This window comes from Parvibacter caecicola (assembly GCF_003725335.1).
Classification (GTDB): Bacteria; Actinomycetota; Coriobacteriia; order Coriobacteriales; family Eggerthellaceae; genus Parvibacter; species Parvibacter caecicola.
In genome coordinates, this window is sequence record NZ_QIBY01000004.1 from 95,216 (window position 1) to 120,153 (window position 24,938).

The 24,938-nt window shown below is 63.9% G+C and carries 18 protein-coding genes; 4 read left to right on the forward strand and 14 right to left on the reverse strand.

Annotated elements, in window-relative coordinates; all coding sequences use genetic code 11:
• Nucleotides 1-386: 386 nt before the first annotated feature.
• A complete protein-coding gene (locus DMP11_RS04195; protein ID WP_123185253.1) occupies nt 387-1,058 on the reverse strand; it encodes a 4Fe-4S dicluster domain-containing protein in 672 nt (223 codons plus the stop codon).
• Complete coding sequence (locus tag DMP11_RS04200) at nt 1,058-4,096, reverse strand: molybdopterin-containing oxidoreductase family protein (RefSeq protein WP_123185254.1); 3,039 nt, start codon at nt 4,094-4,096, stop codon at nt 1,058-1,060. The genes DMP11_RS04195 and DMP11_RS04200 overlap by 1 nt, the downstream gene beginning before the upstream one ends.
• Nucleotides 4,097-4,398: 302 nt before the next feature.
• Between DMP11_RS04200 and DMP11_RS04205 the strand changes: the two genes are divergently transcribed.
• The 3 genes from DMP11_RS04205 to DMP11_RS04215 all read left to right on the forward strand — a co-directional run bounded on the left by DMP11_RS04205 (nt 4,399) and on the right by DMP11_RS04215 (nt 7,312).
• Nucleotides 4,399-5,868, forward strand: coding sequence for a response regulator transcription factor (locus DMP11_RS04205; RefSeq protein ID WP_123185255.1), 1,470 nt, complete (start codon nt 4,399-4,401; stop codon nt 5,866-5,868).
• 153 nt (nt 5,869-6,021) lie between these two features.
• Nucleotides 6,022-6,768, forward strand: a complete 747-nt coding sequence (rlmB, locus tag DMP11_RS04210; RefSeq protein ID WP_123185256.1) for a 23S rRNA (guanosine(2251)-2'-O)-methyltransferase RlmB — start codon at nt 6,022-6,024, stop codon at nt 6,766-6,768.
• 7 nt (nt 6,769-6,775) lie between these two features.
• Nucleotides 6,776-7,312: an NYN domain-containing protein gene (locus DMP11_RS04215; protein WP_123185257.1), complete on the forward strand. Its 537-nt coding sequence runs from the start codon at nt 6,776-6,778 to the stop codon at nt 7,310-7,312.
• 68 nt (nt 7,313-7,380) lie between these two features.
• Here the strand turns inward: DMP11_RS04215 and DMP11_RS04220 are convergent, their stop codons facing one another.
• The 12 genes from DMP11_RS04220 to DMP11_RS10390 all read right to left on the reverse strand — a co-directional run bounded on the left by DMP11_RS04220 (nt 7,381) and on the right by DMP11_RS10390 (nt 23,503).
• Nucleotides 7,381-7,827 (reverse strand): hypothetical protein, encoded by a 447-nt coding sequence (locus DMP11_RS04220; RefSeq protein ID WP_123185258.1) that lies wholly within the window; start codon nt 7,825-7,827, stop codon nt 7,381-7,383.
• A gap of 163 nt (nt 7,828-7,990) precedes the next feature.
• Entirely contained in the window at nt 7,991-9,223 is a 1,233-nt protein-coding gene (locus tag DMP11_RS04225; protein ID WP_123185259.1) for an ornithine cyclodeaminase, nickel-pincer nucleotide-dependent, read from the reverse strand.
• A 17-nt stretch (nt 9,224-9,240) separates the two neighbouring features.
• Complete coding sequence (locus DMP11_RS04230; protein ID WP_123185260.1) at nt 9,241-10,995, reverse strand: proline--tRNA ligase; 1,755 nt, start codon at nt 10,993-10,995, stop codon at nt 9,241-9,243.
• Nucleotides 10,992-12,047: a flavodoxin-dependent (E)-4-hydroxy-3-methylbut-2-enyl-diphosphate synthase gene (ispG, locus tag DMP11_RS04235; RefSeq protein ID WP_123185261.1), complete on the reverse strand. Its 1,056-nt coding sequence runs from the start codon at nt 12,045-12,047 to the stop codon at nt 10,992-10,994. Before ispG ends, DMP11_RS04230 begins: the two co-directional genes overlap by 4 nt.
• Before the next feature lie 75 nt (nt 12,048-12,122).
• The gene (locus DMP11_RS04240; protein WP_123185262.1) at nt 12,123-13,235 is read right to left on the reverse strand and encodes a site-2 protease family protein; all 1,113 of its coding nucleotides are present in this window, start codon (nt 13,233-13,235) and stop codon (nt 12,123-12,125) included.
• A 112-nt stretch (nt 13,236-13,347) separates the two neighbouring features.
• Nucleotides 13,348-16,533 carry a VaFE repeat-containing surface-anchored protein gene (locus tag DMP11_RS04245; RefSeq protein ID WP_123185263.1) on the reverse strand — a complete coding sequence of 1,062 codons (3,186 nt, stop codon included), beginning with the start codon at nt 16,531-16,533 and terminating at the stop codon, nt 13,348-13,350.
• 450 nt (nt 16,534-16,983) lie between these two features.
• Complete coding sequence (dxr, locus tag DMP11_RS04250; RefSeq protein ID WP_123185264.1) at nt 16,984-18,171, reverse strand: 1-deoxy-D-xylulose-5-phosphate reductoisomerase; 1,188 nt, start codon at nt 18,169-18,171, stop codon at nt 16,984-16,986.
• Nucleotides 18,172-18,195: 24 nt separating this feature from the next.
• Nucleotides 18,196-19,209, reverse strand: a complete 1,014-nt coding sequence (locus tag DMP11_RS04255; protein WP_123185265.1) for a phosphatidate cytidylyltransferase — start codon at nt 19,207-19,209, stop codon at nt 18,196-18,198.
• Nucleotides 19,210-19,213: 4 nt separating this feature from the next.
• Nucleotides 19,214-19,993 (reverse strand): undecaprenyl pyrophosphate synthase, encoded by a 780-nt coding sequence (locus tag DMP11_RS04260; RefSeq protein ID WP_123185266.1) that lies wholly within the window; start codon nt 19,991-19,993, stop codon nt 19,214-19,216.
• 281 nt (nt 19,994-20,274) lie between these two features.
• On the reverse strand, nt 20,275-20,832 hold the full coding sequence (gene frr / locus DMP11_RS04265; RefSeq protein ID WP_123185267.1) for a ribosome recycling factor: 558 nt from the start codon (nt 20,830-20,832) through the stop codon (nt 20,275-20,277).
• 56 nt (nt 20,833-20,888) lie between these two features.
• A complete protein-coding gene (gene pyrH, locus DMP11_RS04270; protein WP_123185268.1) occupies nt 20,889-21,605 on the reverse strand; it encodes a UMP kinase in 717 nt (238 codons plus the stop codon).
• 401 nt (nt 21,606-22,006) lie between these two features.
• Nucleotides 22,007-23,503 carry a S1C family serine protease gene (locus tag DMP11_RS10390; RefSeq protein ID WP_211329069.1) on the reverse strand — a complete coding sequence of 499 codons (1,497 nt, stop codon included), beginning with the start codon at nt 23,501-23,503 and terminating at the stop codon, nt 22,007-22,009.
• Between the two features lie 403 nt (nt 23,504-23,906).
• On the opposite strand from DMP11_RS10390, the gene DMP11_RS04280 reads away from it, so the two are divergent.
• Entirely contained in the window at nt 23,907-24,581 is a 675-nt protein-coding gene (locus tag DMP11_RS04280; RefSeq protein WP_123185269.1) for a GNAT family N-acetyltransferase, read from the forward strand.
• Nucleotides 24,582-24,938: the final 357 nt, after the last annotated feature.

A 24,938-nucleotide genomic window follows, 5' to 3' on the forward strand; every position in this document is an offset into this window, starting at 1 on the left:
TGGTCTTGCGAAATCAACCCGCCACTGGTTTGGCGGCTGCGAGCGATTGAGCCAATCACCCGCAACTGGCAAGCCAGTTTAGTTCAAAGAAGCCGAAACCGAGGGCAGAGATGAAATCTCTGCCCTACGAGTTCCAGCCGCAGGGCCACGCAAGCGAACGAGAGCCCCGGAAAGCCCGGCCGCCCGCCAATGAAGCATCGGGCGGCCGGGCGCGGTCGCGCAGAGCGAGTTCCGCACGGCGCGAAAGCGCCAGTGGCGCTTTCGCCAAAGCAGGACTGTTTGAGCGAACGCGATTGCGTCCGGCCGCCGCCCCCGCGATGAGCTGCCGGGCGGCGGCACGGACGCTGGAGGGGTTCCGCGGGCCGCAAGGCCCGCGGAACGAAAAGCTATTCGCCGCCCTTCCAGGAACGACCGCGCAGGATGTAGGCGAAACCGGGGTGGTTGCCCACATCGGCCAAGCGGTGCACGTCCGCATCGGTGTAGGGCTCGCAGTGGTCCGCCAACTTCACGCGGGTCTGCTTCATGGTGGCGTAGCTCTTGTCGGCGCCGTCGGCGTAGTAGGCGGACGGGTCGGCCGGCGCCTCCAGATTGCCCACGCCGCCGTCGATGTCGCCGAAGAAGCGGGCACGGGCGCAGCACTGCTCCACGCACTGGGGCAGCTCGCCTTGGGCCGTCTTCTGCTCGCAGAGGGTGCACTTCTCCACCACGCGCTCCTCCTCGTTCAGGTAGCGGACCCCGTAGGGGCAGGCCATCGCGCAGAACTGGCAGCCGATGCACTTCTCCTTGTCGATTTGGATGGTGCCGTCGGCGGCCACGTGGCTGGCCTCGGTGGGGCACACGCTCACGCAGGCGGGGTTGTCGCAGTGCTGGCAGCCGATGGGCAGGAAGTACATTTCCACATCGGGGCACTGGGTGGCGCCCTCCTTCAGGTTGGGACCGATGCGCAGCACCTTGTTCCAGTAGCTGCCAACGGGCACGTCGTTGACGGCTTTGCAGGCCACCACGCAGGCCAGGCAGCCAACGCAGCGGTTCAGGTCGGTGACAATGACGTTATGCATTAGTAATCACTCCTGTTCAGCGAGTAGTCCGGCAGCCATTCCTTCAAACGCGGGTCGGAGGAATCGTGGATGATCTCGGTGCCGTCGTCGTCGCAGGGCACGGGATTGCCGAACGGGGAATTCTCGGGCGTGGCCTTGTACACCTTCACCGCGAAGCCGCGCATGCAGGGGCTGCCCATGATGGGGTCCACGTTGTCGGGGTTCAGCAGGTTGTTGCAGTTGCACAGCTTCTCGCCATGGTTGGGGGCGGAAAGCTCCGGGAACCACCAGGCGTGCTCCAGGTTCACAACGCCCTTGTCGATGCCGTAGTAGATGTCCACGCACTCGCGGATCTTGCCGTACTTGGTCTCAATCCAGGCCCAGTCGCCCTGCTCCAGCCCCAGCTCTTCAGCGTCAGCGGGGTTGATTTCCATGCGGGGCACCGGCCAGTTCTCACGGCACCAGGGCAGCTGCCGGTGCTCGGAGTGGAAGTACACCGGGATGCGGCGGCCGGTGGTGCAGATGAGCGGGTACTCCTTGGCCAGCTCGGGATCGTTCACCGGACTCTCCAGCGGCTCGTAGTACTCGGGGATCATCCAGTCCATGAACGGACGGTAGTGGGCCGAGTTCTCGTCCATGGCCTTGTTGCCCAGGCCGTAGCGCTCCAGAACCGTGGGCCACAGCTCGTACTTGGTGGTGGGGGTGACGTAACCGAAGCGGCGGGTCTTGTCGCAACCGGGGATGTCGAAGTTCTCCACGCCCTCGGCACGGCCTACGCCGGGCTTGATGGCCATGTAGCCGGTCTCCCAGCGGCGATAGGTGCCCATTTCCTTCGGGTACACCTTCGCGGCGGACACCCAGCCGTTCTTCTGGAAGTCTTCCTGCCACTCTTCCCAACTCTCGAAGGGCATGCGCTCGCCGTTCTGGGCGATGGAGTGCTCCTGGGCCAGGCGGTACATCTGCATGCAGGACTCGTGGGTGTCCGGGTCGGGCACGTTGGGGTCGATGGACCACGGGAACCCGTAGGCGTTGGCGAACGCCTTCATGAACATCGGATCGTCGCGGCAGTCGCCGGGCGCCTCCACGCAGGGCACGTTCATGGCCAGGCCGCAGTGAGGGCCCTGCGAAATGCGGGGGAACTCCATCTCCAGCCAGTGGTACACCGGCACCAGGATGTCGGCGCAGTCGGCGGTGGGATGGTGCCACAGGTTGGCCTCCATCCAGAAGTCCAGTTTGTTCATGGCTTCCCAGGCCATCATCGAGCTGCCCTGGTTCATGAAGGAGCCGGAGTCGTTGGCGCCGGCCACGATCGGGTAGGGATCCTGGTCGATAACGGCGCGCCAGATGCTGTGGGGCTCGGACCACTGGCCGTACCACTTGGTCATGGGCCAGTCGTCGCCGCCCACCTTCATGGCGTTGGCGTCGAACTTCGAGCCGGCCTCGGGACTGGCGTCGAAGGTGCCGCCCAGGATGAAGTAGGGCAGCCAGCACTCGTCGTTGATGTAGGCGTGCGTCGGGCCGCGGTTGCCGGTGGGGGTGTCCATGTTGCCAGTCATGTGGGACAGCATCATGATGGCGCGGATGGTCTGGTAGTTATTGCCGTTCTGGTCCATGGCCAGGGAGATGTGGATGCCGCCGTTGCCGTAAGGCTGGCCCTCGGGGCGGGTGGCCCAGGCCAGGCAAGCGTCGCGTATCTTGCCGGCATCGACGCCGGTCACTTCAGACGCCCACTCGGGGGTCTTGTTCGCCAGCATATCCATGTAGTACGACCACACGGTGCGGGCCTTGTGCACGGTGCCATCGGCCAAGGTGACGTCGATTTCGGTCACCAGGGTGGGGTCGATGCCGCTGGTGAACTGGGAAGGCTCCACCAGCCAGCCCTCGAACGGAGTGCCCTCCATTACCACCTGACCGCGGTTCATGGCCTCATCGGTGGTGATGGCCTCGCCGTCCCACTGGGAAATCTCGGCGTCGAAGAACGACAGGGCATCGTTGCCGGTAGCGCCGGCGGCCACCTTGTTGGCGTCCACCACGAAGAACTTCTGATACGAGCCGTTGGGGTCGATGTCCGACTGCTTCAGCAGGCGCGTCTTCATGTCGTGGGCACCGGAGTTGTCCACCATCCAGCCGCCGGAGGGCTCCATGTCCTCCACCACCAGGAAGGGGGCGTTGGTCCAGCGCTTCATGTACAGCTCGTCCATCAACCCCGGGGTCTCGGCGATGATCTTCGCCCAGGCCAGCGCGATGGCGGCGTCGGTGCCGGGCCGCACGTTAAGCCAGTAGTCGGCCTCCTTGCCCACGCCGGTCATGCGGGGGTCGATGATAATGAAGGTTTCGGCCTTCTGGGTGGCGTTCACCACGTTGCGGCAAGAGTCGTCGTAGTTGGAGTACTCGATGTTGCCGCCCCATTCCACGTACACACGCGGCTCGGTGACCGAAGTCATCCAGTTAGAGCCGTACTGATCGGTGGTGGAGGTGGTGAGGAAGCGCGGGCCCTTGCAGATGCAGGAGGCCACGTGGTTGTTGGCAGCGCCGGTGATGATGGCCAGCGTGGCGTAACCGCCCATGGCCCACATGCGGCTGGTGCCGTTCATGGTGAAAATGCCGGTGCCGGTGTACTTGTCGGCCACCTCGTGGAACTTGTCGGCTGCGATCTGCATGGCCTCGTCCCAGCTGACGCGCTCCCAACCGGGGTCCTCGCCCTTGGGGCGGGTGCGCTTCATCGGGTAGCGCAGGCGGTCGGGATGGTAGCAGGCCTGAATGGACGACTGGCTTTTGGTGCAGCAGTTGCCGCGGCTGGTAAAGGCCGACTGATCGCCCTCCACGCGAATGACCTTGCCGTCTTGCACCGTCACCCACACGCCGCATTCCATCTTGCCGCAGGCGCGGCACACGCTGCGGATGCGCTCCACGTTGCCGTCGCCGGCCGTGGCCGGGGCCGCCGTCTCCGCCAGCGCGTCAACGGTGATGCCCGTCGAGAGCGCGGCGATGGAAGCGGTTGCAGCTGCCATTTTCATGAAGCTGCGGCGGGTTAGGGTATGAGCAACCTTCTCCCCCATGTTTCCCTCTCTTTCTCTTATCCCCCGGAACGTGCCAGGGGGATGTGCGGAAATTGGGAATCCCCCATGGATTCCGCTGTCAACTATCCGTCAATTTCGCGACGGAGGGAATCTACCCAAACACCTGAAAGTGGGAAAAACCGCGAAATGAGCCCTACTGTCTTTTATGGTATTTTTCCGTTTTGCCTGATGGGAAGATGAGGGGCCCCGCGACAGCGCCCACGGCGACCGAAGTTTACGCCTTGTCCCAAACGGGCTTCCGATAAAATAACCCCATCGAGTACAAGCGAGGGGGCGCATACATGTTTCGGGAATTGAGAGACGGTCTCTCATGGGCTTTCGTGGCGGGCTTCGGCATTAACTTTGCCTGGACCTCCAGCGTGTTCTTCCACAGCCTGCTGTTCACTTCCGCCGGCCACTCCTTCACCTTCTCCAATTTCTATCTGGCGTCCATGGCGGTGCTCATCGTGTCGCTGGCGCTCATGGGAGTGTGCTTCCCCGTAGCGCGCAAGTCGTTCCAGAAGCCGCCGGCGCTGGTGTGCGCCGGCATCATGTTGCTGGTGGGCACCTACGGGGCCGCCAACGCCTCTTTCGACGGGCTGCCGGGAATCGCCTGCTTTTGGGCCGGCGTGCTGTTCACCGGTTTCGGTAGCGCCTTTATGCTGGGGCTGTGGGGATGGTTTTTGGGCACCAAGGTAAAGACGCCGGCCGCCAACATGTGCGCCGCCTACCTGTTGGCCACACCCCTGTACTTCCTGCTGTCGTTGCTGCCCGCCTCCATCACCGTGGCCGTGGTGGGGCTTTTGCCGGCGCTGTCGCTTTGGGTTTACTTCAGCTTCGGACGCAATACCGACGACCTTCCCTCCATGGCCAAACGCACCGATGCCGAGGCCGCAGAAGCGCTGTTCCCCGCACGATGCGCAGCTGCAGACGGCGAAGGCGCCAACTCCCCCGCACCTGAGGCCTCCCCCATCCCGCGCATCTCCATTGCAGCGGTACTGGCGGGTGTGGTTCTCTCCCTGATGAACTACACCCCCAGCGGGGACGGCCCTTCAAATTTCACCTTCGCCTTGTACTTTTTGCTGGCCAGCGCCGTACCGCTGGTGTGCTTCCTCTTGTACTTCCAGGCTTACAAGGGCAGATCGTCCGCTGCCGACCGCCTGGTGATGGCATACCGCATCGCGGTACTGGTGATGGTGGGGTCGGTGCTGCTGTCCATTGCCATTATGGATCGCAACCTGGCGTTTCAGGAAATTGCGCTAGCGGGCTACATCTGCCTGAAGATGGTGTTCTGGAGCCTGTTCGCCGCGCTGTCCCGCACTGCGAAATTGAGCCCTATCACCATATTCTGTTTCGGCGAAGGATGCTTGACAGCCGGACTGTTCATCGGCAATCAAATCAGCTCGGTACTGGGGCTGCAGTTTGCCAGCGCCACCGCTGCCCTCACCTTGGCCATTTTGCTGGCCACTTACATGTTCGCCCTGCCGGAGCGCAAGATGTACGCCATGATGCAGGAGCAAGAGGACGATGACGAGCCGCGTCATCAGCGCTTCCGAGCCCGCTGCGAAGAGATTGCCGCCGCCTACAAGCTGTCGCGGCGGGAAACCGAGGTGTTCACCCTGTTCGCCCGCGGCCGCTCCTCCAGTCGCATCGCCGACGACCTCTACGTTTCCTCCGGCACCGTGTCCACCCACCTGCGCAACATCTACCGCAAGCTGGACGTGCACTCCCGCCAAGAACTGCTCGACCTCATCGAAGGCGCGGGGGAATAGACGGGAGACGGAGGGCAGCCCTAACGTCCCCCTGACACGCGTATCCCCGCCTCCCGCAACCTTATCCCTACGCCCTCTCGCCAGCGCACCTGGCGCCCCTTCCCCTGTGCTAAACTTTTGCGTTTGACAACGCACCTGTTTGAAAGAGGCCCCATGGCAGACTACATAGAAGGACGGCGCCCGATTCTGGAGGCCATGCGCAGCGGCATGCCCCTGAAGTACATCCTGATGGCCGACAACGTGAAGCGGGACGGCCTGGTGGCCGACCTGCTGCGCAAGGCGAAGAACCTGGATGTGCCGGTGAAGCAGATTTCCAAGAAGAAGCTGGACGAGATGTCCGAGCGCGGCAGCCATCAGGGCTTCATCGCCGAGAGCCGCCCCTTCGAGTACGTGAACGGCACCTTCCTGCTGAATGCGGCGAAAAGCTACGCCGAGGCCCACGAGGGGCGGGCGCTCATCGTGGTGTGCGACCACATCACCGACGCCGGCAACCTGGGGGCCGTGGCCCGCAGCGCCGAAGCGGTGGGGGCCAGCGGCCTGGTGATCCCCAACAAGCGGGCCGCCCGCGTTACGCCGGCCACCTACAAAAGCTCCGCCGGCGCCATCGCCCACATCCCGGTGGCCCAGGTGGCCAACATCCCCTCCACGCTGGAGCGCTTCAAGGAGGAGGGCTTCTGGGTGGCCGCCGCCAGCGAGCATTCTGCCGACGTGGTGTGGAAGGCCAACCTGAAGGGGAAAATTGTGCTGGTACTGGGCAACGAGGCGGAAGGGGTGTCGCGCCTGGCGCTGGAAACCAGCGACTTTTCCGTGAAGCTGCCCATGGAAGGCGAAGTGTCGTCCCTTAACGTGGCACAAGCGGGCACGGCCCTCATGTACGAGTGGCTGCGCCAGAACTTCTAGGACGCCCATGGCCCGCCAGCGGAAAAAGATGCTCATCGTGGACGGCTACAACGTGCTGCGCAGCGGCTACCGCTATCGGGCCGCTAGCGAAGAGGACTACACCGACGACTTCTTCAACAAAGCGCGGGACACGCTGATAAACGACGTGGTGAACTTCGCCGGGCGCGAGTACAAGGCGGTCATCGTGTTCGACGGCGCCAAGAACCAGTACTCCGAGGGGCGGCCGGAAACGGTGGGGGGCGTGCAGATCATATTCTCCCCCGCCGGGCAATCGGCCGACAAGGTTATCGAGAAGCTGGCCCATGACGCCCGCGAACGCATGGTGGAGGCGCTGGTGGTCACCTCGGACGCCACCATCCAAGACACGGTGTTCGGCGGCGGCATCGACCGCATGAGCGCTGACGGCTTTTCCCATGAAGTGGGCGAATACTACGAGGGGGTGCGGCTGGACGAGCGCCCCGAAGTGGCCCGCAAGAACACCATCGCCGAGCGCATTTCCCCCGCTGCGCTGGCAAAGCTGAAGCAGCTGCGCGACGCCCGATAGCTGCTTGCGCGCAAAAAGGGCCACCTTTCGGCAGCCCTTGGCGGTTTCCTTGGCTATGCCTTCGCAGGTTAGCAGATTTGGAAGGTCGGCGGGTTCTCGGGCGCCTCTTCCTCCGTCACCGTTTTCACGGTTTCCACCGCATCCACCGCTTCGGCCGTGGGAGCCTTTTCGCCCTGCTGCTCTTGGATGGCTTCCACTTCCGCCACCTCTGCTTGCTTCGCGGCTTCTTCCTCGGTCACGCTTACGGCCATCTGGGCCACCTTGGCAGCGTACTCGTCCCGTTGCTCCTTGGTCATGGAGCGCAGACGGGCGGCCAGCAGTTCGTCGGAAATGCGGGTGGTTGCCTCGGCGCCACGAGACACCAGGCTATCGGTCATGTCTTTGCCTTGCTCCACGGTAATCTGGCCCTTGGCCACCAGGTCGTCCACCAGTTCCTTGGACTTTTCCGCCCCCAGAGCCAGAGCCCCAACACCGGCCAGGAACACGTTCTTGAAAGCATCGGTTACGTTGTCCATGACAACCTCCAATCTTTTGATGCCCATTGTTACAAACCTATCATGCCCATTTTGCGGGCCACCCCGCAGCCCCGTTACGTAAAAGTGAACTTAGAAGCAAAACAGCGAAGCCGGCATCTACGACGAATGATGAGCGGCATCCATGGCGCGTTGGGGCGTGCGGTTAGCAGTTCAGCTCGTCGGCCAGTTGCTTGAGGAAAAGGCCCACGTCGGTGATGATGCCGATGGTTTGGAAGCTGCCGCGGTCGGAGAGTTTCGTGACCACCGCCGGGTTGATGTCCACACACACCGTGGTGACCGCCGCGGGCAGCATGTTGCCAGTGGCGATAGAGTGCAGCATGGTGGACAGCATGAGACAGGCGCCCGCCTTCTGGCACCAGGGGCGCATGGCCTCCTGGGCCACAACCGTATCGGTGATCACGTCGGGCAGCGGGCCGTCGTCGCGGATGGAGCCGGCCAGCACAAAGGGCACATTATTGGTGACCAGCGCGTGCATCAGCCCCTCACTCACCACCCCCTGTTCCACCGCCGCCATCAACGAGCCGGCAAGGCGGATGCGGTTGATGGCCCGCAGATGATGCTCGTGGCCGCCCGGCACCGGCAGCCCCGTTTGCATGTCGATGCCCAAGGAGGTGCCGTACAGCGCCCGCTCCACATCATGGGTGGCCACCGCGTTGCCGCCGAACAGCACGCTCACATAGCCGCCGCGCACCAGCCGCGCCAAATCCTCGGAAGCGCCAGTATGCACAATGGCGGGGCCGCACACCACGATGACCGCTTCTTCGGCCGCCTTCACCTCCCGCAGAATGTTGGCCACCTGGCGAATCACCTGGGCCTTCGGCTTTTCGCTGGAGGCGGTGGAGTTCATGAACTCAAAATCCGCAATCTCGCGGGGACGCTCTTGCTGGGTAACCCGCAGCCCCTGGTTGCCCACCACGAACAGGTCGCCCTTGCGGGCATCGGATATGGCCACGCCCCGCACCTCGCCGGTAGCCGGGTTGTAGCGCAGCCCCAAGTCCATCTCGGCATTGGGCACCGTACGCCATTGGCCCTCCAGATGCACGGCAGTCACCAGGTTGGTGGTGGAGTAGAAGTTCTCAGGGAACACGCCATCTGCCGGCGATGGTGCCAGCTGGGCGTCCTGCAAATCCTCTGGGCTGGCCCCCAGCGACGTGAGGCGGGCCAACATCTGCTGCATATGGTCGGCGCTCTTGCCGAACACCCGCATCCGCACCCGCGAGGGATCGGTGTTCTGGCGCCCGATGTCCAGGGTGAGGAACTCGAAATCGCCCCCCAACTCCATCACGTTGCCCATGATGCGGGACAAAATGTTGGAGTCGATCAGGTGCCCTTCGAGGAGAACGTCTTGGTAAATGTGCCGCTGGATTTCGCCCATGATGCGCCTCTCTGAAACTAGGAGGCGAACAGCACGTCGAAGGTGCCCACGCCGGACTTGTTGGCCTTGGCCTGGCGGCGGGCGAAGGACATGAGCTCCACCAACGTGGACAGGGGCACGTCCCGCTTCTCGCCGGTACGGCGCAGCTTCACTTCAATGGTGCCGTTCTCCAGACCGCGCTTGCCCACAACCACCTGCAGCGGCCAGCCGATGAGGTCCGCATCGGCAAACTTCACGCCCGGGCGCTCTTTGCGGTCGTCGATGACCACTTCCAGATCAAGGTCGGCCAGCTGGGAGGCAATCTTCTCCGCCGTGGACATAACCGTGTCGTCCTGGGAAAGGGGGATGACGCACACATGGGCCGGCGCCACCGACATGGGCCAGGCAATGCCGCCCTCGTCGCTGTGCTGCTCCACGATGGCGGCCACCGTGCGCGACACGCCCACGCCGTAGCAGCCCATGATGAAAGGCTTTTCCTTGCCGTCCTCGTCCATGAAGGTGGCCCCCATGGATTCGGAGTACTTGGTGCCCAGCTGGAACACCTGTGACACTTCGATGCCGCGGGCCCCTTGCAGCGGCAAACCGCAATCGGGGCACATGTCCCCCGGCTTCACCACGGACAGGTCGGCCCATTGGTCCACCGTGAAGTCGCGGCCCAGCGCAGCGCCCACATAGTGGTAGCCGTCTTCGTTGGCCCCCACCACCCAAGCGGGCACCGCTTCCAGCGCACGGTCGGCAATAACGTAGGTGCCCTCGGGCAACCCCACCGGGCCCATCGAGCCCTTGTGCAGCCCGAACGCCTCCATCTCCTCGTCCGTAAGCAAGGTGAACCCGCCGGCAGCGCGGGAGGCTTTGATCTCGTTCAGCTCGTGGTCGCCGGGCACGAACATCACCACCAGACGGCCGTCGTCGCTCTTGCCGGAAAGCGCCTTCACCGTGGAGCTTTCCGGAATGCTCAAAAACTCCGCCAGCTCTTCGATGGTGTGCACGTTGGGGGTGGCGATTTTCTCCAGTCCCTCGTTCTTGTACAGGGTGGGATGGCAGATGCACTCCCCCGCCTCGGTGTTGGCGGCATAGCCGCAGCTGCAGTGCACCAACTCCGCTTCGCCAGCAGGGGCCAGCGCCATGAACTCGGTGGTCACCTTGCCGCCAATTTGGCCGGAATCCGCCTCAACTGGGCGATAGTCCAGCCCGCAGCGATCGCATATGTTGCCGTAGGCGCGGCTCATATCGTCATAGGTTTCCTGCAGCGACTCCTGGGTGGCGTGGAAGCTGTAAGCGTCCTTCATGATGAACTCGCGGCTGCGCAAAAGCCCGAAGCGCGGGCGAATCTCGTCGCGGAACTTCACCTGGATTTGATACAGGCTGAGCGGCAACTGTTTATAGGAGCGCAGCTCGTTGCGCACCAGGGAGGTAATCAGCTCTTCATGGGTGGGGCCCAGGCAGAAATCGTGGTCGTGGCGATCGCGCAGGCGCATCAGCTCAGGGCCGTAATCGTTCCAACGGCCCGACTCGTGCCACAGCTCCGCCGGCTGAAGGGCCGGCATCATGATCTCCTGCGCGCCGATGGAGTCCATCTCTTCGCGCACGATGGCCTCCACCTTCGCCAGCACCTTATAGCCCAGCGGCAGGAAGGTGTACACGCCGGAGGCGGTTTTGCGCATCATGCCGGCCCGCAGCAGCAACTTGTGGCTGGCAATTTCGGCATCGTTGGGGCTTTCCTTCAGCGTGGGGGCGTACAGCTTGCTCATACGGAGAATCGGTGCGGTCATAGTCTTCCCATCTCTTCAAACAGCGCGTCTACAATGGCATCTTCGCTTACTTTGCGCACAATTTTACCAGAGACGAAAACCGCCCCCGACCCAGCGCCGCAAGCTACTCCAATATCGGCATCGGCGGCTTCTCCGGGGCCATTCACCACGCATCCCATGACGGCCACCTTAAGCGGGCGGTCCACCGTTGCCAGCCGCCGCTCCACCTCGCCGGCGATGTCGATAAGGTTCACCTGGCAACGGCCGCAGGTGGGGCAGCTGATAAGCTCGGGGAAGCGGCGGCGCAAATCCAGCGCGGAAAGCAGCGTCCAGCAAGCGCGCACTTCCTTCACAGGATCGTCGGTGAGGGAGATGCGCATGGTGTTGCCGATGCCCTGCTCTAGCAAAGCCCCCAGGCCAGCGGCGGATTTGATGATGCCTTGGAAGGCAGTGCCCGCCTCGGTGACGCCGATGTGCAGCGGCACTTCCGGCATCTGGGCCGCCAGCAGCCGGTAGGTTTCAATGGTGACGGGCACGTCGTGGGCCTTGGCGGAAACCACCACGTCGAAGAAGCTGCGCTGGTGGAAGTGCTCCACGTACTGGCAGGCGGAAAGGGCCAGCTTTTCCGGCAGCGTAAGATCGGCGCGGGCCGCCAGGGAATCGTCCAGCGAACCGGCGTTCACCCCCACCCGGATGGGGATGCCGGCCGCCCGGGCCGCCTCGATTACCTCGTCGGTGGGGCCCCATCCGCCGATGTTGCCGGGATTGATGCGCAGCTTGGCAGCGCCGCGGCGGGCCGCTTCGATGGCGATTTGCGCATCGAAGTGCACATCGGCCACCACCGGCAAGGGGGAAGCGGCGCACACCGCCTCAAAGGCGCCGAGGCAGCTGCGCTGGGGAATGGCCATACGCACGATTTCGCAACCGGCGTCGGCCAGCGCCTCGATCTGGCGCAGGTTCGCTTCCACATCGGCGGCAGGAGCGTTCAGCATCGACTGCACCGCCACCGGGGCATCGCCGCCCACGGGCACATTGCCCACCATGACCTGCCTCGTTTTCTGCCGCGCCTCCATCGCGCCTCCTTCTTGCAACAGCGGGGCCACCTCTACGAAAAGGCGCCGGGCGAGGTGCCGCGGCGCCGTGTGAAGCTAGCTCCAGTAACCGGTGATGAGTCGTTGGATGTCTTGATTGAGCATTATAAGGAAAAACCCGACGAACAAAGCCATGCCCGCCATGCTGAGGCCCGTTTGCACCTTGGGCGACACCATGCGGCTAGAAACCTTCTGCACCGCCTCCACCGCCAGCTTGCCGCCGTCCAAGGGCGGAATGGGCAGCAGGTTCATGATGCCGAGGGAAACCGAGATGGCGGCGGCGAAGAACAGCGTGTCCACCAACCCCTGCTCGAAGAAGGTTTTGGACATGGCCACGATGCCCACCACCGAGGTGGAATTCGACACCGTTTCGGCGGCGGTTTGGGGGTTGAACAGCCCCAGGATCATCTGCACCACCATGCCGATATAGGTAAAGCCAGCGGTGATGGCGTCCAGCGGCGGAATGGTGATGTGCAGCATCTCGCCGGTGGAGGGCACCTGGTAGTCGAAGCCGATGATGGAATAGATGACCACGAAGGCCAGCATGGCGAACAGCAGGTTCATGAACACGCCCGCCACCAGGATTACCGCCCGCTTCCAAAACGGCAAAGAGCGGTACTGCTGGCGGTACTCGTGCTGGAACAGCTGCTCGGCGTCGTCTACGGGGCGCGCCTGGCCCAAGTCCCAGGCCTGCGGTTCGGGGGCACCGGCGGCGGCCGCCTTCTTCCGCTGCCGCTTGGTGGGGCGCACCTCCATGGCCCGGTAGGTGTTGTACTTGTCCTTCTTGGTGGGAGCGGCAACGCTGCCCCATTCCACCAGCTCCTCCAGCGCGTTGTAGGCTTCGTCGTCGGTGATGCCGCAGTCGGCGGCCACTTCCTCCATGTTGGCGGTGCCGCGGCGATGCACGCTGGCCAGCACCTCTTTCAGATGCGGCTGCATCTCTCCCGGCTCCATGCCGCACACCCGGGCGTAACCGCCCAGCGGGATGCAGGTGGCGCCGTATTTGGTTTCACCGTGCTTGAAGCCGATGTGCGGGCCAGGAAGGCCGATCATGAACTCGGTGACGCGCACGCCGAACAGGCGCGATGCCAGGTAATGGCCCCCCTCGTGAATGAACACGAGGAAGCACAGGATAAGTATGCCGCCGATGATGGCGAGAAGAAGTCCCATTTCCGTCCTTTGCAGTTTAATTTGCTCAACCCAGGGGGCGGCACCGGGCCGCCGTTGTTTTCCCGTTCATTATAGAAGGGACGCGCAACCCGGCACCGTCCTCCGCAAAAAACTACAACCTCTTGCGGAAATGTTCAGAAGCCCTGCGGCCCCGGCAGGCGAATACGGCCAAACCCGCCGCCCCCGCGGCCACGGCGGCCGCCAGCGCGAAGGGAAGGACGCCGTCGCCGGTCTTGGGCAGAGGCGACGCCTTCTCGGCCGGCGGCTGGGGGCGCTCCACCGTCACCGACACCGTTTGATTGGCGTCCTCGGCGTCTTCATGGGCCGCCACCAGGGCATCCCCTTGCAGCAGTTGCTCGAAGGCCACCAGCTGGCTGTCTTCCTGCAAAAGTTCGCCGTCGAAAGAGAACTCCACCAGCGCCGTGCCGCCGGATCGCTCCGGCACCAGCTGCACCTGCGCTTCTACGGGGTTGCCGGCCGCATCCAACAGCGGCTGGGCCGTAACGGCGCCGCCCTGGGCCGCCACCGTGCGCATAAGGCGCCCCTGCAACCAGTAGCTGCGGCCCGGCTCCAGCCCTTCGTACTCCACCGTGTCCACCAGAGTGCACGAGCCCTGCGCCTCGAAGGTCTTTTGGCCGTCGGCCGTGGCCAAAGTGGTGCGCAGCAGCGGATGGGCCACCGCCACCGTTTGGAAGCTGTTGCTCAAATCTTGGTGCAGTGCCACCACTTCGTCCTCCTCCCCCTTCGCCAGTGTTTCGTAGAACACCACTTCAGCCCCTTCCTCCAGGGCCGCCGTGTTCAGGGGCACCGAAATCTCCACCTCGCCCGACTCGGCCTCAGGCACGAACCTCAGCTGCGATGCAAGGGCTTCGCCGTCTTGGTACAGGAACTCCCCGGTTTTGCGATCCACCAGCTGGGCCGTGAGAAGATAGCTCTCCCCCGGCTGCAGGCGGCCGTAACTCACGCGGTCGGTGAGCACCACGCTCTCTGCCGCCGGCGCCACTGCCGTGCCGTTGTCGGCGCGGGCCTGGGTGAATATCTCCGGCTCCGGATGGCCGGGCGCATCGCTATCGTCCAGCGTTCCCAAATCCACCGCCACGCCATCGCGGGTAACCGAGACGGAGGGGATGGAGATGAGCTGCAGCCCCTGATTGGCCGCCACCGGCAGCTCCTCTATCGAGTACCGGTCAAAGGGCAGGGCGCCGCGGCTATTGGGGGCGCACAGCCGCCCCTCGCCAAAGGCGCCGAACCAAATGCCGCGGGCAGCATCCAGCAGAGATTCGTCCACCGTGCCGTCTTCGCGCAGCGCACCATCATTGCCATTGGGCTCGAACTGATGACTGTTCCAATTATCGGCACTGTTGAACTGGCCGTTCTCGTCGGTCACCGCCACATGGGCCTCGCCGGTGGTGAGGCTGGTGATCAGGAAGGGCACACCGGCCAGCCGCCCCATGTCCGCCTCGCGCGCCTTCACAAACGAAAGGTTGCCGCGCACCGTTTGGTTTTCAAACAGCAGCGGGCCGCCGGCCACGTCCAGGTTGGTGAAGCCGGCTTGGCGCACCGCCACCGTTTTGGTTTGGGCGCCACCAAACAGATATCCCAGCCCCGGCTGGGTTTCCGCCACTTCGTAGGTGCCGAAGGGCAGCAAATCCTCGGCCGTGGCGGCTCGTCCATGGGCATCGCAGGCGATGGTGGCCACCACTTGGCCAGGGGCGAAGCGCTGCCCCGCCACCACCACATCGCAGGCGGACACGTTTCTGATTTCAAACTGGGTTCCTTCCAGCTGGGCGCGCCCCAGCGCCAGCCCCTCTTCGGTTTCGGCGTCCACCTTCTGCAGGCTGATGCCGCCGCGCACCACCGGTTCCGCCACCGCAACGGCAGCGGTTTCCGGCAGCACCGCTGCTGTGCCACCGGGAGCCACCTGAATTACGAATACCTCATCATTGGCCTCGTATCCGGCCGGCGCTTGCGTTTCCTGCACCAAGTAAGTGCCCAACGCCAACACCCCGGTGCCGCCGGCGTCTCGATAGACATCCGGCCCCGACACCTTGCACTCCTCCGCAAACCGGGCCACACCGCTCTCGTCGGTGGAAAACACCCAGGTGGCCAGCGGCCGGCCCGAGCCCTCGGCCGCCTGGGCCGAACCGTAAATGCCGGCGAAATGGCGTACCGTGAATTGGGCGCCGGCCAGGCTGGCATCCCCTTGCGGCGACTGCTCGCCCCGGCCAAACTGCAGGTCGTGCTTCTGCGCCAGCACTTCCACCGGGCTTGCCTGAGGCGTCTCGGGCACTGCGGCACCATTCACACTGGCGGTGGCCCCGTCGGCCACGTCCACCGGATACACCGTTTCATCCAACCCGTAGCCGGGCGGCGCCGCCAGCTCCCTCACGTAATAACGGCCCGGGACCACATCCCGCAGCTGGGCGCAACCGTTACGGTCGGTAACCATCTCCCCCGCCTTTGCACGGCAAGCGTTGTCGGAAAACACGCCGTAGCGGGCCCCTTCAAGGGAATACATGCCGTTGCCCCGGGTAAGGGCCGGCGCGTTGCTGGCTTTCTGCAGCTGGATATGCCCCAGCGGGTTGTAAGTGAACGAGATGAGCGTTTGGGTGCCGGTGCCAGTGGGAATTTGGAACGCCTTGAAGCTGGCGGGCACTTTGCCCCTGCCCGCTTCCACCTTGAAGCGGGTGGCATCAGGGTTGATCACCTCTCCCCTGTCCCAGCCCAGCACTTCCTGCTTGGCCCAGGCAACGAACTCCTGGCCGCAGCCGGCCGTGGCGTGCTTCTCGCTGCTGGTGAACAGCTGGCTAACCAGCAAATGCCCCAGCACCACGTAACGGCCGTCGTTCATGGGAGTGCCGTCTAACCACTTGTCCGGCCACATGGCCGCATCAAAGCCCGGGCCGCCGAAAGAGTACCAGGCAGCCGCCCGCAGCGTGGAGGCGTTGGCAGGGTTCGCCGGCGCCAGCTCTTCCACCGTGCGATAGGTGCCGGGAGCGGGCGTGGGCAATTGAGGGTCCATGCAATAGGCCACCGATCCGTCCGCCTCCATATAACAGGTGCGGGCGCCGTCGTAGTATATGTAGTCCCCCACTGTCAGATGCACCGCCGATGCGGCCAGGGCATTGCGGGGGGCGAGGGAAAGCCCCACGGGCACCGCCATGAGCACCATGAGCAGGGCCAGCAGCGCCGAAAGCCACGCCCGTTGCCGCCGGCGCATCCGCCGGCGACGGGCCTCGAACGCCACCTGGTCGGGCAAAGGGAGCCCAAGAGGGCCATCGGGAACGGAATTAGGCATAGACGCCTCCTTTCCGCGGAGCTAGCGGTTGGGGCGCTGGCGGCCGCACCCGCACCCCCAGCGCCGCCGTTGGCGGTCGGCGCCGGCGGGGGGATGGGCGGGGCGCGAATCGAACGAAGTTGTCCATGGGGTTGTCCTTTCCTCGTGCATCGTCTGACTGCACCAAGAAAGCCTAATGTCCGCAATCGCCAACGCGGCGCCAAACGGCTATCAGCCCGACCCCGGCATTACCGCCGCAACGCACCGTTGCTGCCGGAAACCAGCGCCGCGAAAGGGGGCGTCTATGCACGAAAAGGCCCGCGCCGACCGGCGCGCCGTAAACAAAGAGACGGCACAAAGGCCGCCCCGATTCGCCAAAAATTCTCTTGATGTTCGCTAGGTTTTCGCCAAATGCCGCCTCCGATGGCGCCCCAGGCGATGCCACTGCCAGCCCCGAACAGGCCCCGCCGACTAGCGTTGCTCCACGAATTGCCAGGCCAACGCGCGGGCCTCGTGATCAATGGCGGACAGCTGCTCCAAGCTCTCCACCGGCTGGGAGCCCAGCGCGCTCATGGCGCTCTCCACGCATTCGGCGATGCCCAGATACGGCAACCGCTCGCTCAAAAACGCCTCCACCGCCACCTCGTTGGCGGCGTTCATCACGCAAGGCAGCGTTCCGCCGGCCTGCCCCGCCCGGCGCGCCAGGGCCAGGCAACGGAAGGTGTCGGTGTCGGGCGCCGCGAACTCCAACGTGCCCAGCGTGCGGAAATCCAGCGGCGCCACCGGAGCCTCCCAGCGCTTGGGGTACGAGAGCGCGAACTGGATGGGGATGCGCATGTCGGTGGTGCCCAAGTGCGCCTTCACGCTGCCGTCGGAGAACTCCACCATGGAATGGATGGCGCTTTGGGGCTGCACCACCACCTCGATTTTGTCGTAGGGCATGGCAAACAGGTGATGCGCCTCTATTACTTCCAGCCCCTTGTTCATGAGGGTGGACGAATCGATGGAAATCTTCGCCCCCATGTTCCAGGTGGGATGGGCCAGCGCTTGGGCCGGCGTGATGGAGCGCAGCTGGTCGCGGGTGCGGCCGCGGAAAGGGCCGCCGGAAGCGGTGACCCACAGCTTGGTCACTTCCGCCATGTCCTCCCCCAGCAGGCATTGGTAGATGGCACCGTGCTCGGAATCGATGGGCATGAGGGCCCCGTTATCGCCGCGACGGCGGTTGAGCGATGCCGCCAGCGGCATGATGAGGTCGCCCCCCACCACCAGCGACTCCTTGTTGGCCAGCGCCAGAACGCGCCCTGCTTCCAGCGTAAGGTAGCTGGCCCGCAGCCCCGCGGCCCCCACCAGGGCGTTCACCACCACATCCATCTCGGGCAAGAGGCACAGCTGCTCCACTGCCGCAGCGCCGAAGGAAAGCGTGCCGCCACCCGCTTCGCACCACGCGCGCAGCTCTTCGGCCGCCGCCGTGCCCGCCAGCCGCTCGTCCGCTACCGCTACATGGCGCACGCCGAAGCGACGGGCCTGGTCAAGGGCCACCTTCACCGAGCGGTGCACTGTCAGAGCCGCGCAACGCAGCTCGTCGGGGTGCTTCGCCACCACATCCAGCGTCTGGGTGCCGATAGAGCCCGTAGAACCAAGGAGGCAGATGGTCTTCATGGGATTCCCCTTACTTGAATTCGCCTAGAAAAACACCGAAACCGGAATGCAGCCGCCGGCGATGAGCAGAATGGCCGCCGTGACCGAGGCCAAAAACAGCGAGTCGCAGCGGTCGAGCAGGCCGCCGTGGCCGGGCATTATGGTGCCGGAATCCTTGAAGCCCAGGTTGCGCTTGATGCGGCTTTCGCATAAATCCCCCAGCACCGACATGAGGCCGCACACCAGGCCGAACAGGATGGCCTGCCCGACGCCCATGGTAACGCCGGGCACGAAGGTCATCACCACCCAGAACACCGCTGAGCCCACCAGGCCGGCGAAAAAGCCCTCCCAGCTCTTCTTCGGGGAAATGCGAGGGGCCAGCTTGTGACGGCCCAGCTTGGAGCCCACCAGGTAGGCGAAGGAATCGTTGGCCCATACGCTGAGGAACACCAGCAGCACCATCACGCCGCCCCACGGCGCCGGCAGCGATCCGCGAATGAGGATGAGGCCGCACAGCAGAAGGCCGGTGTAGGTGGCGCCGAAGAAGCTGACGGAAACGTCGCTGATGCGGGCGCGGTGCCAGAACACGTACCACACGATGAGGGCCAGCATGAGCAGGATGGAAACGCACAGCGCCCCGGCCAGCCCCAAAAAGTACACGCTTAGGGGGTACAGCATGGCACCGATGATGCCCAGCACCTCGTTGGGCAGGCGGGCGTCTTTGCGCAGCATGTAGAACAGTTCGCCGGCGCAGATGGCCGCCACCACCATCAGCATGAGGGTCATGGGGATGTTGCCGGCCAGCACCCCCAATACGGTGACAGCGGTGTACACCACACCAGTGCGGAAGCGCACCTGCAGGTCGGTGGCGTTTTTCAGCTTATTGGGAACCTTGTCGTAGGCTTTGGCCTTCAGCGTTTGGCTGCGCTCGCGGCGCGCCTCCTGCTTCTGCTCCCGCTGCTGACGCGCCGCGGTGGAGAAATCGTGGGTCCAGGGCTCGTCGCCGGAAACAGCCGGCTGCGAGGCGGGCGTCAGTTCTTCTGGCCGCTGTTCGCCCATCCGCTTAGCTCACTCCTCCGAAACGACGGTCGCGCCCCTGGTAGTCCAGTAGGCAACGCAAGAACTCATAGCGGTTGAAATCGGGCCACAGCACGTCGGTTACCACGAACTCGGCGTAAGCCGCCTGCCACAGCAAAAAGTTGGACAGGCGCATCTCGCCGCTAGTGCGGATGACCATCTCAGGGTCGGGGATATCGGCGGTGTAGAGCCCCTGCTCGAACACTTCTTGCGTGGGAACGGTCACTTCGCCGGTTTCCTCGGCTCGCAGCACCGCCCGCTGCACGCAGGCGTTCACCGCCCGCATTATCTCGTCGCGGGCGCCGTAGTTCACCGCCACCACCAGCGTCATGCCAGTGTTGTCGCGGGTCTTCTCCCAAGCTTCGTCGAAGGCGCGGCGCGTTTCCTCCGGCAGCACGGACAGGTCGCCGATGGTCTGCACTCTCACGTTCTCTTCGTGCAGCCCGTCCACCTCCGCCAGCATGGTTTTGGCGAACAGGTCCATCAGCCCCACCACTTCTTCCTCGGGGCGTTTCCAGTTCTCGGTAGAGAACGAATAGATGGTGAGATAGCGAATCCCCAGGTCGGACGCACAGCGGATGGTCTCGCGCACCGCTTCGATGCCCGCCTTGTGGCCCTTCAGCCGATTGAGGGCGCGCTTTTTGGCCCAACGGCCGTTGCCGTCCATGATCACGGCCACGTGGCGCGGAATGCGCGCGAGATCCAGCGCCGCAAGGTCAAGCCCGGCGGGCGGCATGGGGAATATGTAGTCCAAAGGCTTGTTCATCAGCCCACCCTACCTCGCAAAACACCAGTCACTAATCGATAAACGCCAATCGCTAGTCCCTCGCAGGTCCACCAATCCCTCGCCGACGCGCTAGTTCTGAGACATCTGTCGTCCCAGGACCAAGTCAGCAGCTGAAAAGTCGCCCGGTGCGCCAGATTGCCGTGCGCTGCGGGCCAAGCGTACTTCGGTACGCGCAGAGCCCGCAGGAAGCGGCAAGGTGGCGTGCCCGGCGGCTTTTCAGCGCCGACCGGTTCCGCTGTTCGTAGAACAGCGGAACCTACTTAAATCTCCATTACCTCCACTTCCTTCTTCTTGAAGGCAGCGTCCACATCGGCAATGTACTTGTCGGTGAGCTTCTGCACCGCTTCCTCGGCGCGCTTCACCTCGTCCTCGGGCAGGTTGTCGTTCTTCTTGGCCTTGTCCAGAGCGGTGTTGGCGTCGCGGCGGGCATTGCGCACGGCCACGCGGGCCTCCTCGGCATAGGTTTTGCACTGCTTCACCAGTTCGCGGCGGCGCTCCTCGGTAAGGGCCGGGAACGGCAGGCGAATCACCGAGCCATCGTTGGAAGGGGTAACCCCCAGGTCGCTTTCGAGAATGGCATGCTCGATGGCCCGCAGCACGCCCTTGTCCCAGGGCTCGATGACCAGCATGTGGGCATCGGGGGTTTTCACGCCGGCCATCTGGTTGATGGGGGTAGGCACGCCGTAGTAATCCACCTTGATGCGGTCGAGCACCATGGCGTTGGCGCGGCCGGTGCGCACGGTGGAGAACACTTCGTGCAGCGAAACGAGGGCCTTCTCCATGCGGTCCTCTGCGGTCATCAAAATCTCGTCGGTCATGAAATTCTCCTCTGCGAAAACAAGCCCCGCGCGGGGCGGGAATGGGGCCAGTGGGTTTATTCTACGGTGGTTCCGATGGCTTCGCCCTTAAGCGCCCGCGAAATGTTACCGGGCACCGTGAGATCGAATACGATCATGGGCACGTGGTTGTCCATGCAAAGCGAGGTGGCGGTGGCGTCCATCACGTGCAAGCCGCGGTTCAGCACGTCCATGTAGGAGATGCGATCGAAGCGATGGGCGTCGGGGTTTGCCACCGGGTCGGCGTCGTACACGCCGTCCACCTTGGTGGCCTTCATCAGGCAATCCACGTCCAGCTCGCAGGCGCGCAGGGCAGCGGTGGTGTCGGTGGTGAAGTAGGGGTTGCCGGTGCCGGCCGCCAGAATGACCACGCGCCCCTTCTCAAGGTGGCGGATGGCGCGGCGGCGGATGTAGGGCTCGGACACCTCTTGCATGTTGATGGCGCTCTGCACGCGGGAGAACACGCCGTGGCGCTCGAAGGAATCCTGCAGGGCCAGGGCGTTCATGACGGTGGCCAGCATGCCGATGTAGTCGGCCTGGGCGCGGTCCATGCCCTCGGCGGATCCGGCGAGACCGCGGAAGATATTGCCGCCGCCCACCACTACCGCCAGCTGCACGCCGTCGTGCACGATGTCGGCGATCTGCTCGGCCAAATCGTCCACCACTTTGGGGTCGATGCCGTAGCCTTGGTCGCCCGCCAGGGCCTCGCCGGAAAGCTTCAGCAAAACGCGCTTGTACTTGTACTCATCCGCCATAAAGGCCTTCCCTTCCCACTAATTTTGCATACCGACCCATAGTAAACGAAAACAGGGCGGGCAAGGGCGCCGGGGCGGACAAACTCGCAGATTCCACGGCCGGGCAACAAAAAGCGCCGTTTAGGCAGAGATAGAATCTCTGCCCTACGAAGCACGGCCGGTGAGAACGCCTTTCGGCGGGGGCGCCCAACGGGGGCGCCCCTTGGCCGCTCGCCCCCGTTGGGGCAGAGCGCGAGCCCGCCACGGGCATGCGCGCCCGTCGAGAGCACGACGGGCGCGTCAGCAGCGGCGTTCCCGGCACCTGACATTACCCCCCGTCCCCTGTCATGAAAAGCGCCGCCTCGGACTTGCCGGGGCGGCGCTTCGGTTTTTATAGCTTAGCTGCTAGGCGCGCAGGTGCTTTAGCGCTGCTGGCGGGGCTGGGGCTGCTGCTGGTCCTGGCCCTGTTCCTGCTGCTGGGAAGCAGCAGGGCTGCTCTCGCCCAGGGTCACCTTGATGTCCTGGGTTTGGCCGTCCGCCTTCGCCACGGTGAGGGTAACCTCGGCGCCCGGCTGCTCGCCGCGCACGTCCAGCATAAGGTCGCTGGAGGAAGCCACTGCCTTGCCGTTGAAGCCGGTGATGATGTCGCCTTCCACAATGCCCGCCTGGGCAGCGGCGCTGTCGGGCACCACTTCGGCCACGTAGGCACCCGCGTCAGAGCTCAGGCCGTAGTTCTCAGCCACCGCAGGGGTGATGTCGGAAAGCGACACGCCCAGCTGCGCGTAGGTGGGCTCCTCGCCGGCCATCAGCTTGTCGGCAATACCCATGGCGTAGTTCACCGGAATGGCGAAGCCCACGCCGGAGTAGTTGCCGGAATACGAAGTGATGAGGGTGTTGATGCCGATCAGCTTGCCCTCGGCGTCCACCATGGCGCCACCGGAGTTACCGGGGTTGATGGCGGCGTCGGTCTGAATCATGTTGGGGTAGATGGTATCGGTGGCAGAGCCGCTCTCGGCGCCGCTCATGATCTGGGAGCGGTTGGTGGCGGAAACAATGCCGGTGGCCACCGACTGCTCCAGGCCGAACGGGCTGCCAATGGTCATAACCCATTCGCCCACCACGAGGTCGTTGGAATCGCCGATTTCCATGGGGGTGAGGCCGGAGGCGTCCTTGGCCTTCAGCACGGCCACATCAGAGGAAGGATCGGTGCCTACCAGGTCGCAGTCGTAGGTTTTACCCTCGATAGTCACCGTCCAGGCGGCGCCGCCCTCCACCACATGGTTGTTGGTGAGGATGTAGCCGTCCTCGGTGAGCACCACGCCCGAGCCGGTGCCGTACTCGGTGTAGTTGTCGTCCACCACCTGCTGGCTGCTCATCTGGAAGCTGTTCTGCTGGCCCCAGCCCCAGCCGTAGCCGTCGCCGTAGCCGTCGCCGTAACCGTAGTCATCGCCGTAACCGAAACCGTAGGGAAAGCCCCAACCATAGCCGTACTCGTTGCCGCCGTAGCCGTAGCCGTTGCCCTGCGACTGGGCGGAGGCGTCAACGTAGGTGGCCACAAACGCCACCGACGGCAGGCACTTGTTGGCCACCGCTTCCGGCAACGTGGTGTCTTCGCCGTTCACCGTGATGGTGGTGTTGCCGTCGCCGTTGGTCACCGTGGCGGAGGGGCTGTTGTTGGCGGAACTGTCGGCCGCATGGAGGGTGGTCACCGCTCCGCCCACGCCGAAGGCAAGGATGCACGCCACGGCAGCACCGGCAAAACCGTATAGGAACGTGCGGGCGCCGGTCTTTTTCGGGGCCGCATGCTCAGGGGCATGGCCGGTCTCCGGGGTGGTGGTCTCGGTGATCACCGTCTGCTCGATGATGTCATCGGTGGCGGGATCGCTCACAGGAAGGTTCTCTTTATTCAAGTCAGTCATGGGTTCGCTCCTTGCTTTGTCTAAGACTGCTCTTACCAATGGGGCCGAGCTTTCCAAAGGCGTCCCTGCCGCATCGGCGGCGACGCCATTCCCGCTCGGGCGATGCCCAATTTATCACGGGGCATTTTTTGCCTTCCGGTTAAAACCGAAACGTCATTTCTGCGTCATTGGATTACACCAAACGATGTACTCCCGTAAGATGACGGTAAACTTCTGCCTGTCCAAACCGCGCCTCCCCCAACTCCATGCGGGGAAACGCGAAGAGGTGTCCATGGACATCGCATTGCAAGTTTTCAACGCTGGCCGGCGAGGGGCCGATTGAGCGGGCACGGTTCCCTACAATGGGGGAAATAAGCAGGGCCGGGGGCGGTGCGTGCCCGCACCGGCCAGAGAGGAGTCATCCATGCAACTATCCGGACTTGTCACCCTCGAACCCACGGAAGGGCCCGTGTTGGCGAATTTGGCCGACATGGCCGGCGATGCGTTTTTGGAAGAGCTGTGGACCCAGGAGCTGCTGAGCGCCCTGCCGGAAACCAGCCGCGGCTCCGACCGCGAACGATTCCTGTCCCGCGCCATAATCTTGTCAGACCTGGCGGTGGGCACCCCCTACCAGTGCGGTTACTGCACCCCCGACGGCAAGGGGCTGATGATCGGCTTCCGCAACAGCGAGCTGGCGCCGCAAACCTGGGAAGCGCTGGAGGAAAAGGGCTGGAAGGACCTGTGCAAATCGGTGCTCTCCATCGAAGAGCAGGAGGCCCTGAACAAGCAGCTGGAGCGCATGGCCCCCATTTCGGTGTTCGACTACCCCGAAAAAACCCACAAGCATGACGACTTCATCCACCTCATCATGTTCGCCGTGGCCCCCGACGCCCAGGGCACCGGTGTGGCCCGCAAGGTGCTGGAGCCGTTCTTCAAACTGGCCGACGAGGAGAATCTGCCTATCTACCTGGAAACTTATTCCAATAGGTTGGAGGGGCTGTACAAACATTTCGGCTTTGAAATGGTACGCGAGTATCGCAGCCCCGAGTTCGCCGTATACGAACGGGTGATGGTGCGCAAACCGGGCGGCGAACGGTAGTCGCGCGGAAACACCGCCTCACTCGTTCCCGAACCGGCCACCAGCCGCATGACCTGTTGCTGACAGCGAACGGCAATCGCGCAAAGGCGTCGCACTCCCCCTGCAAAATTTGGGAAGCCGAGACAGCTGTCACCAAAGTTGTCTTTTTGCGGTAGCGGGTGCGCGGTTTTGCGACTTCGGTAACTTCTTCCGCATGTTTTGGCGACTTTGGTACCGGCCCACCTGGGGTTTTGTGGGCTATCCATACCAAAGTCGCTTTTTTGCGCATATTTTGGGTACCAAAGTCGAAAAAACGCGTCTTCGGAAAGAGCCGCAGCCCGTCGGAGCCAGATGGAGGGCCAAGTGAAAGCCCCCGGC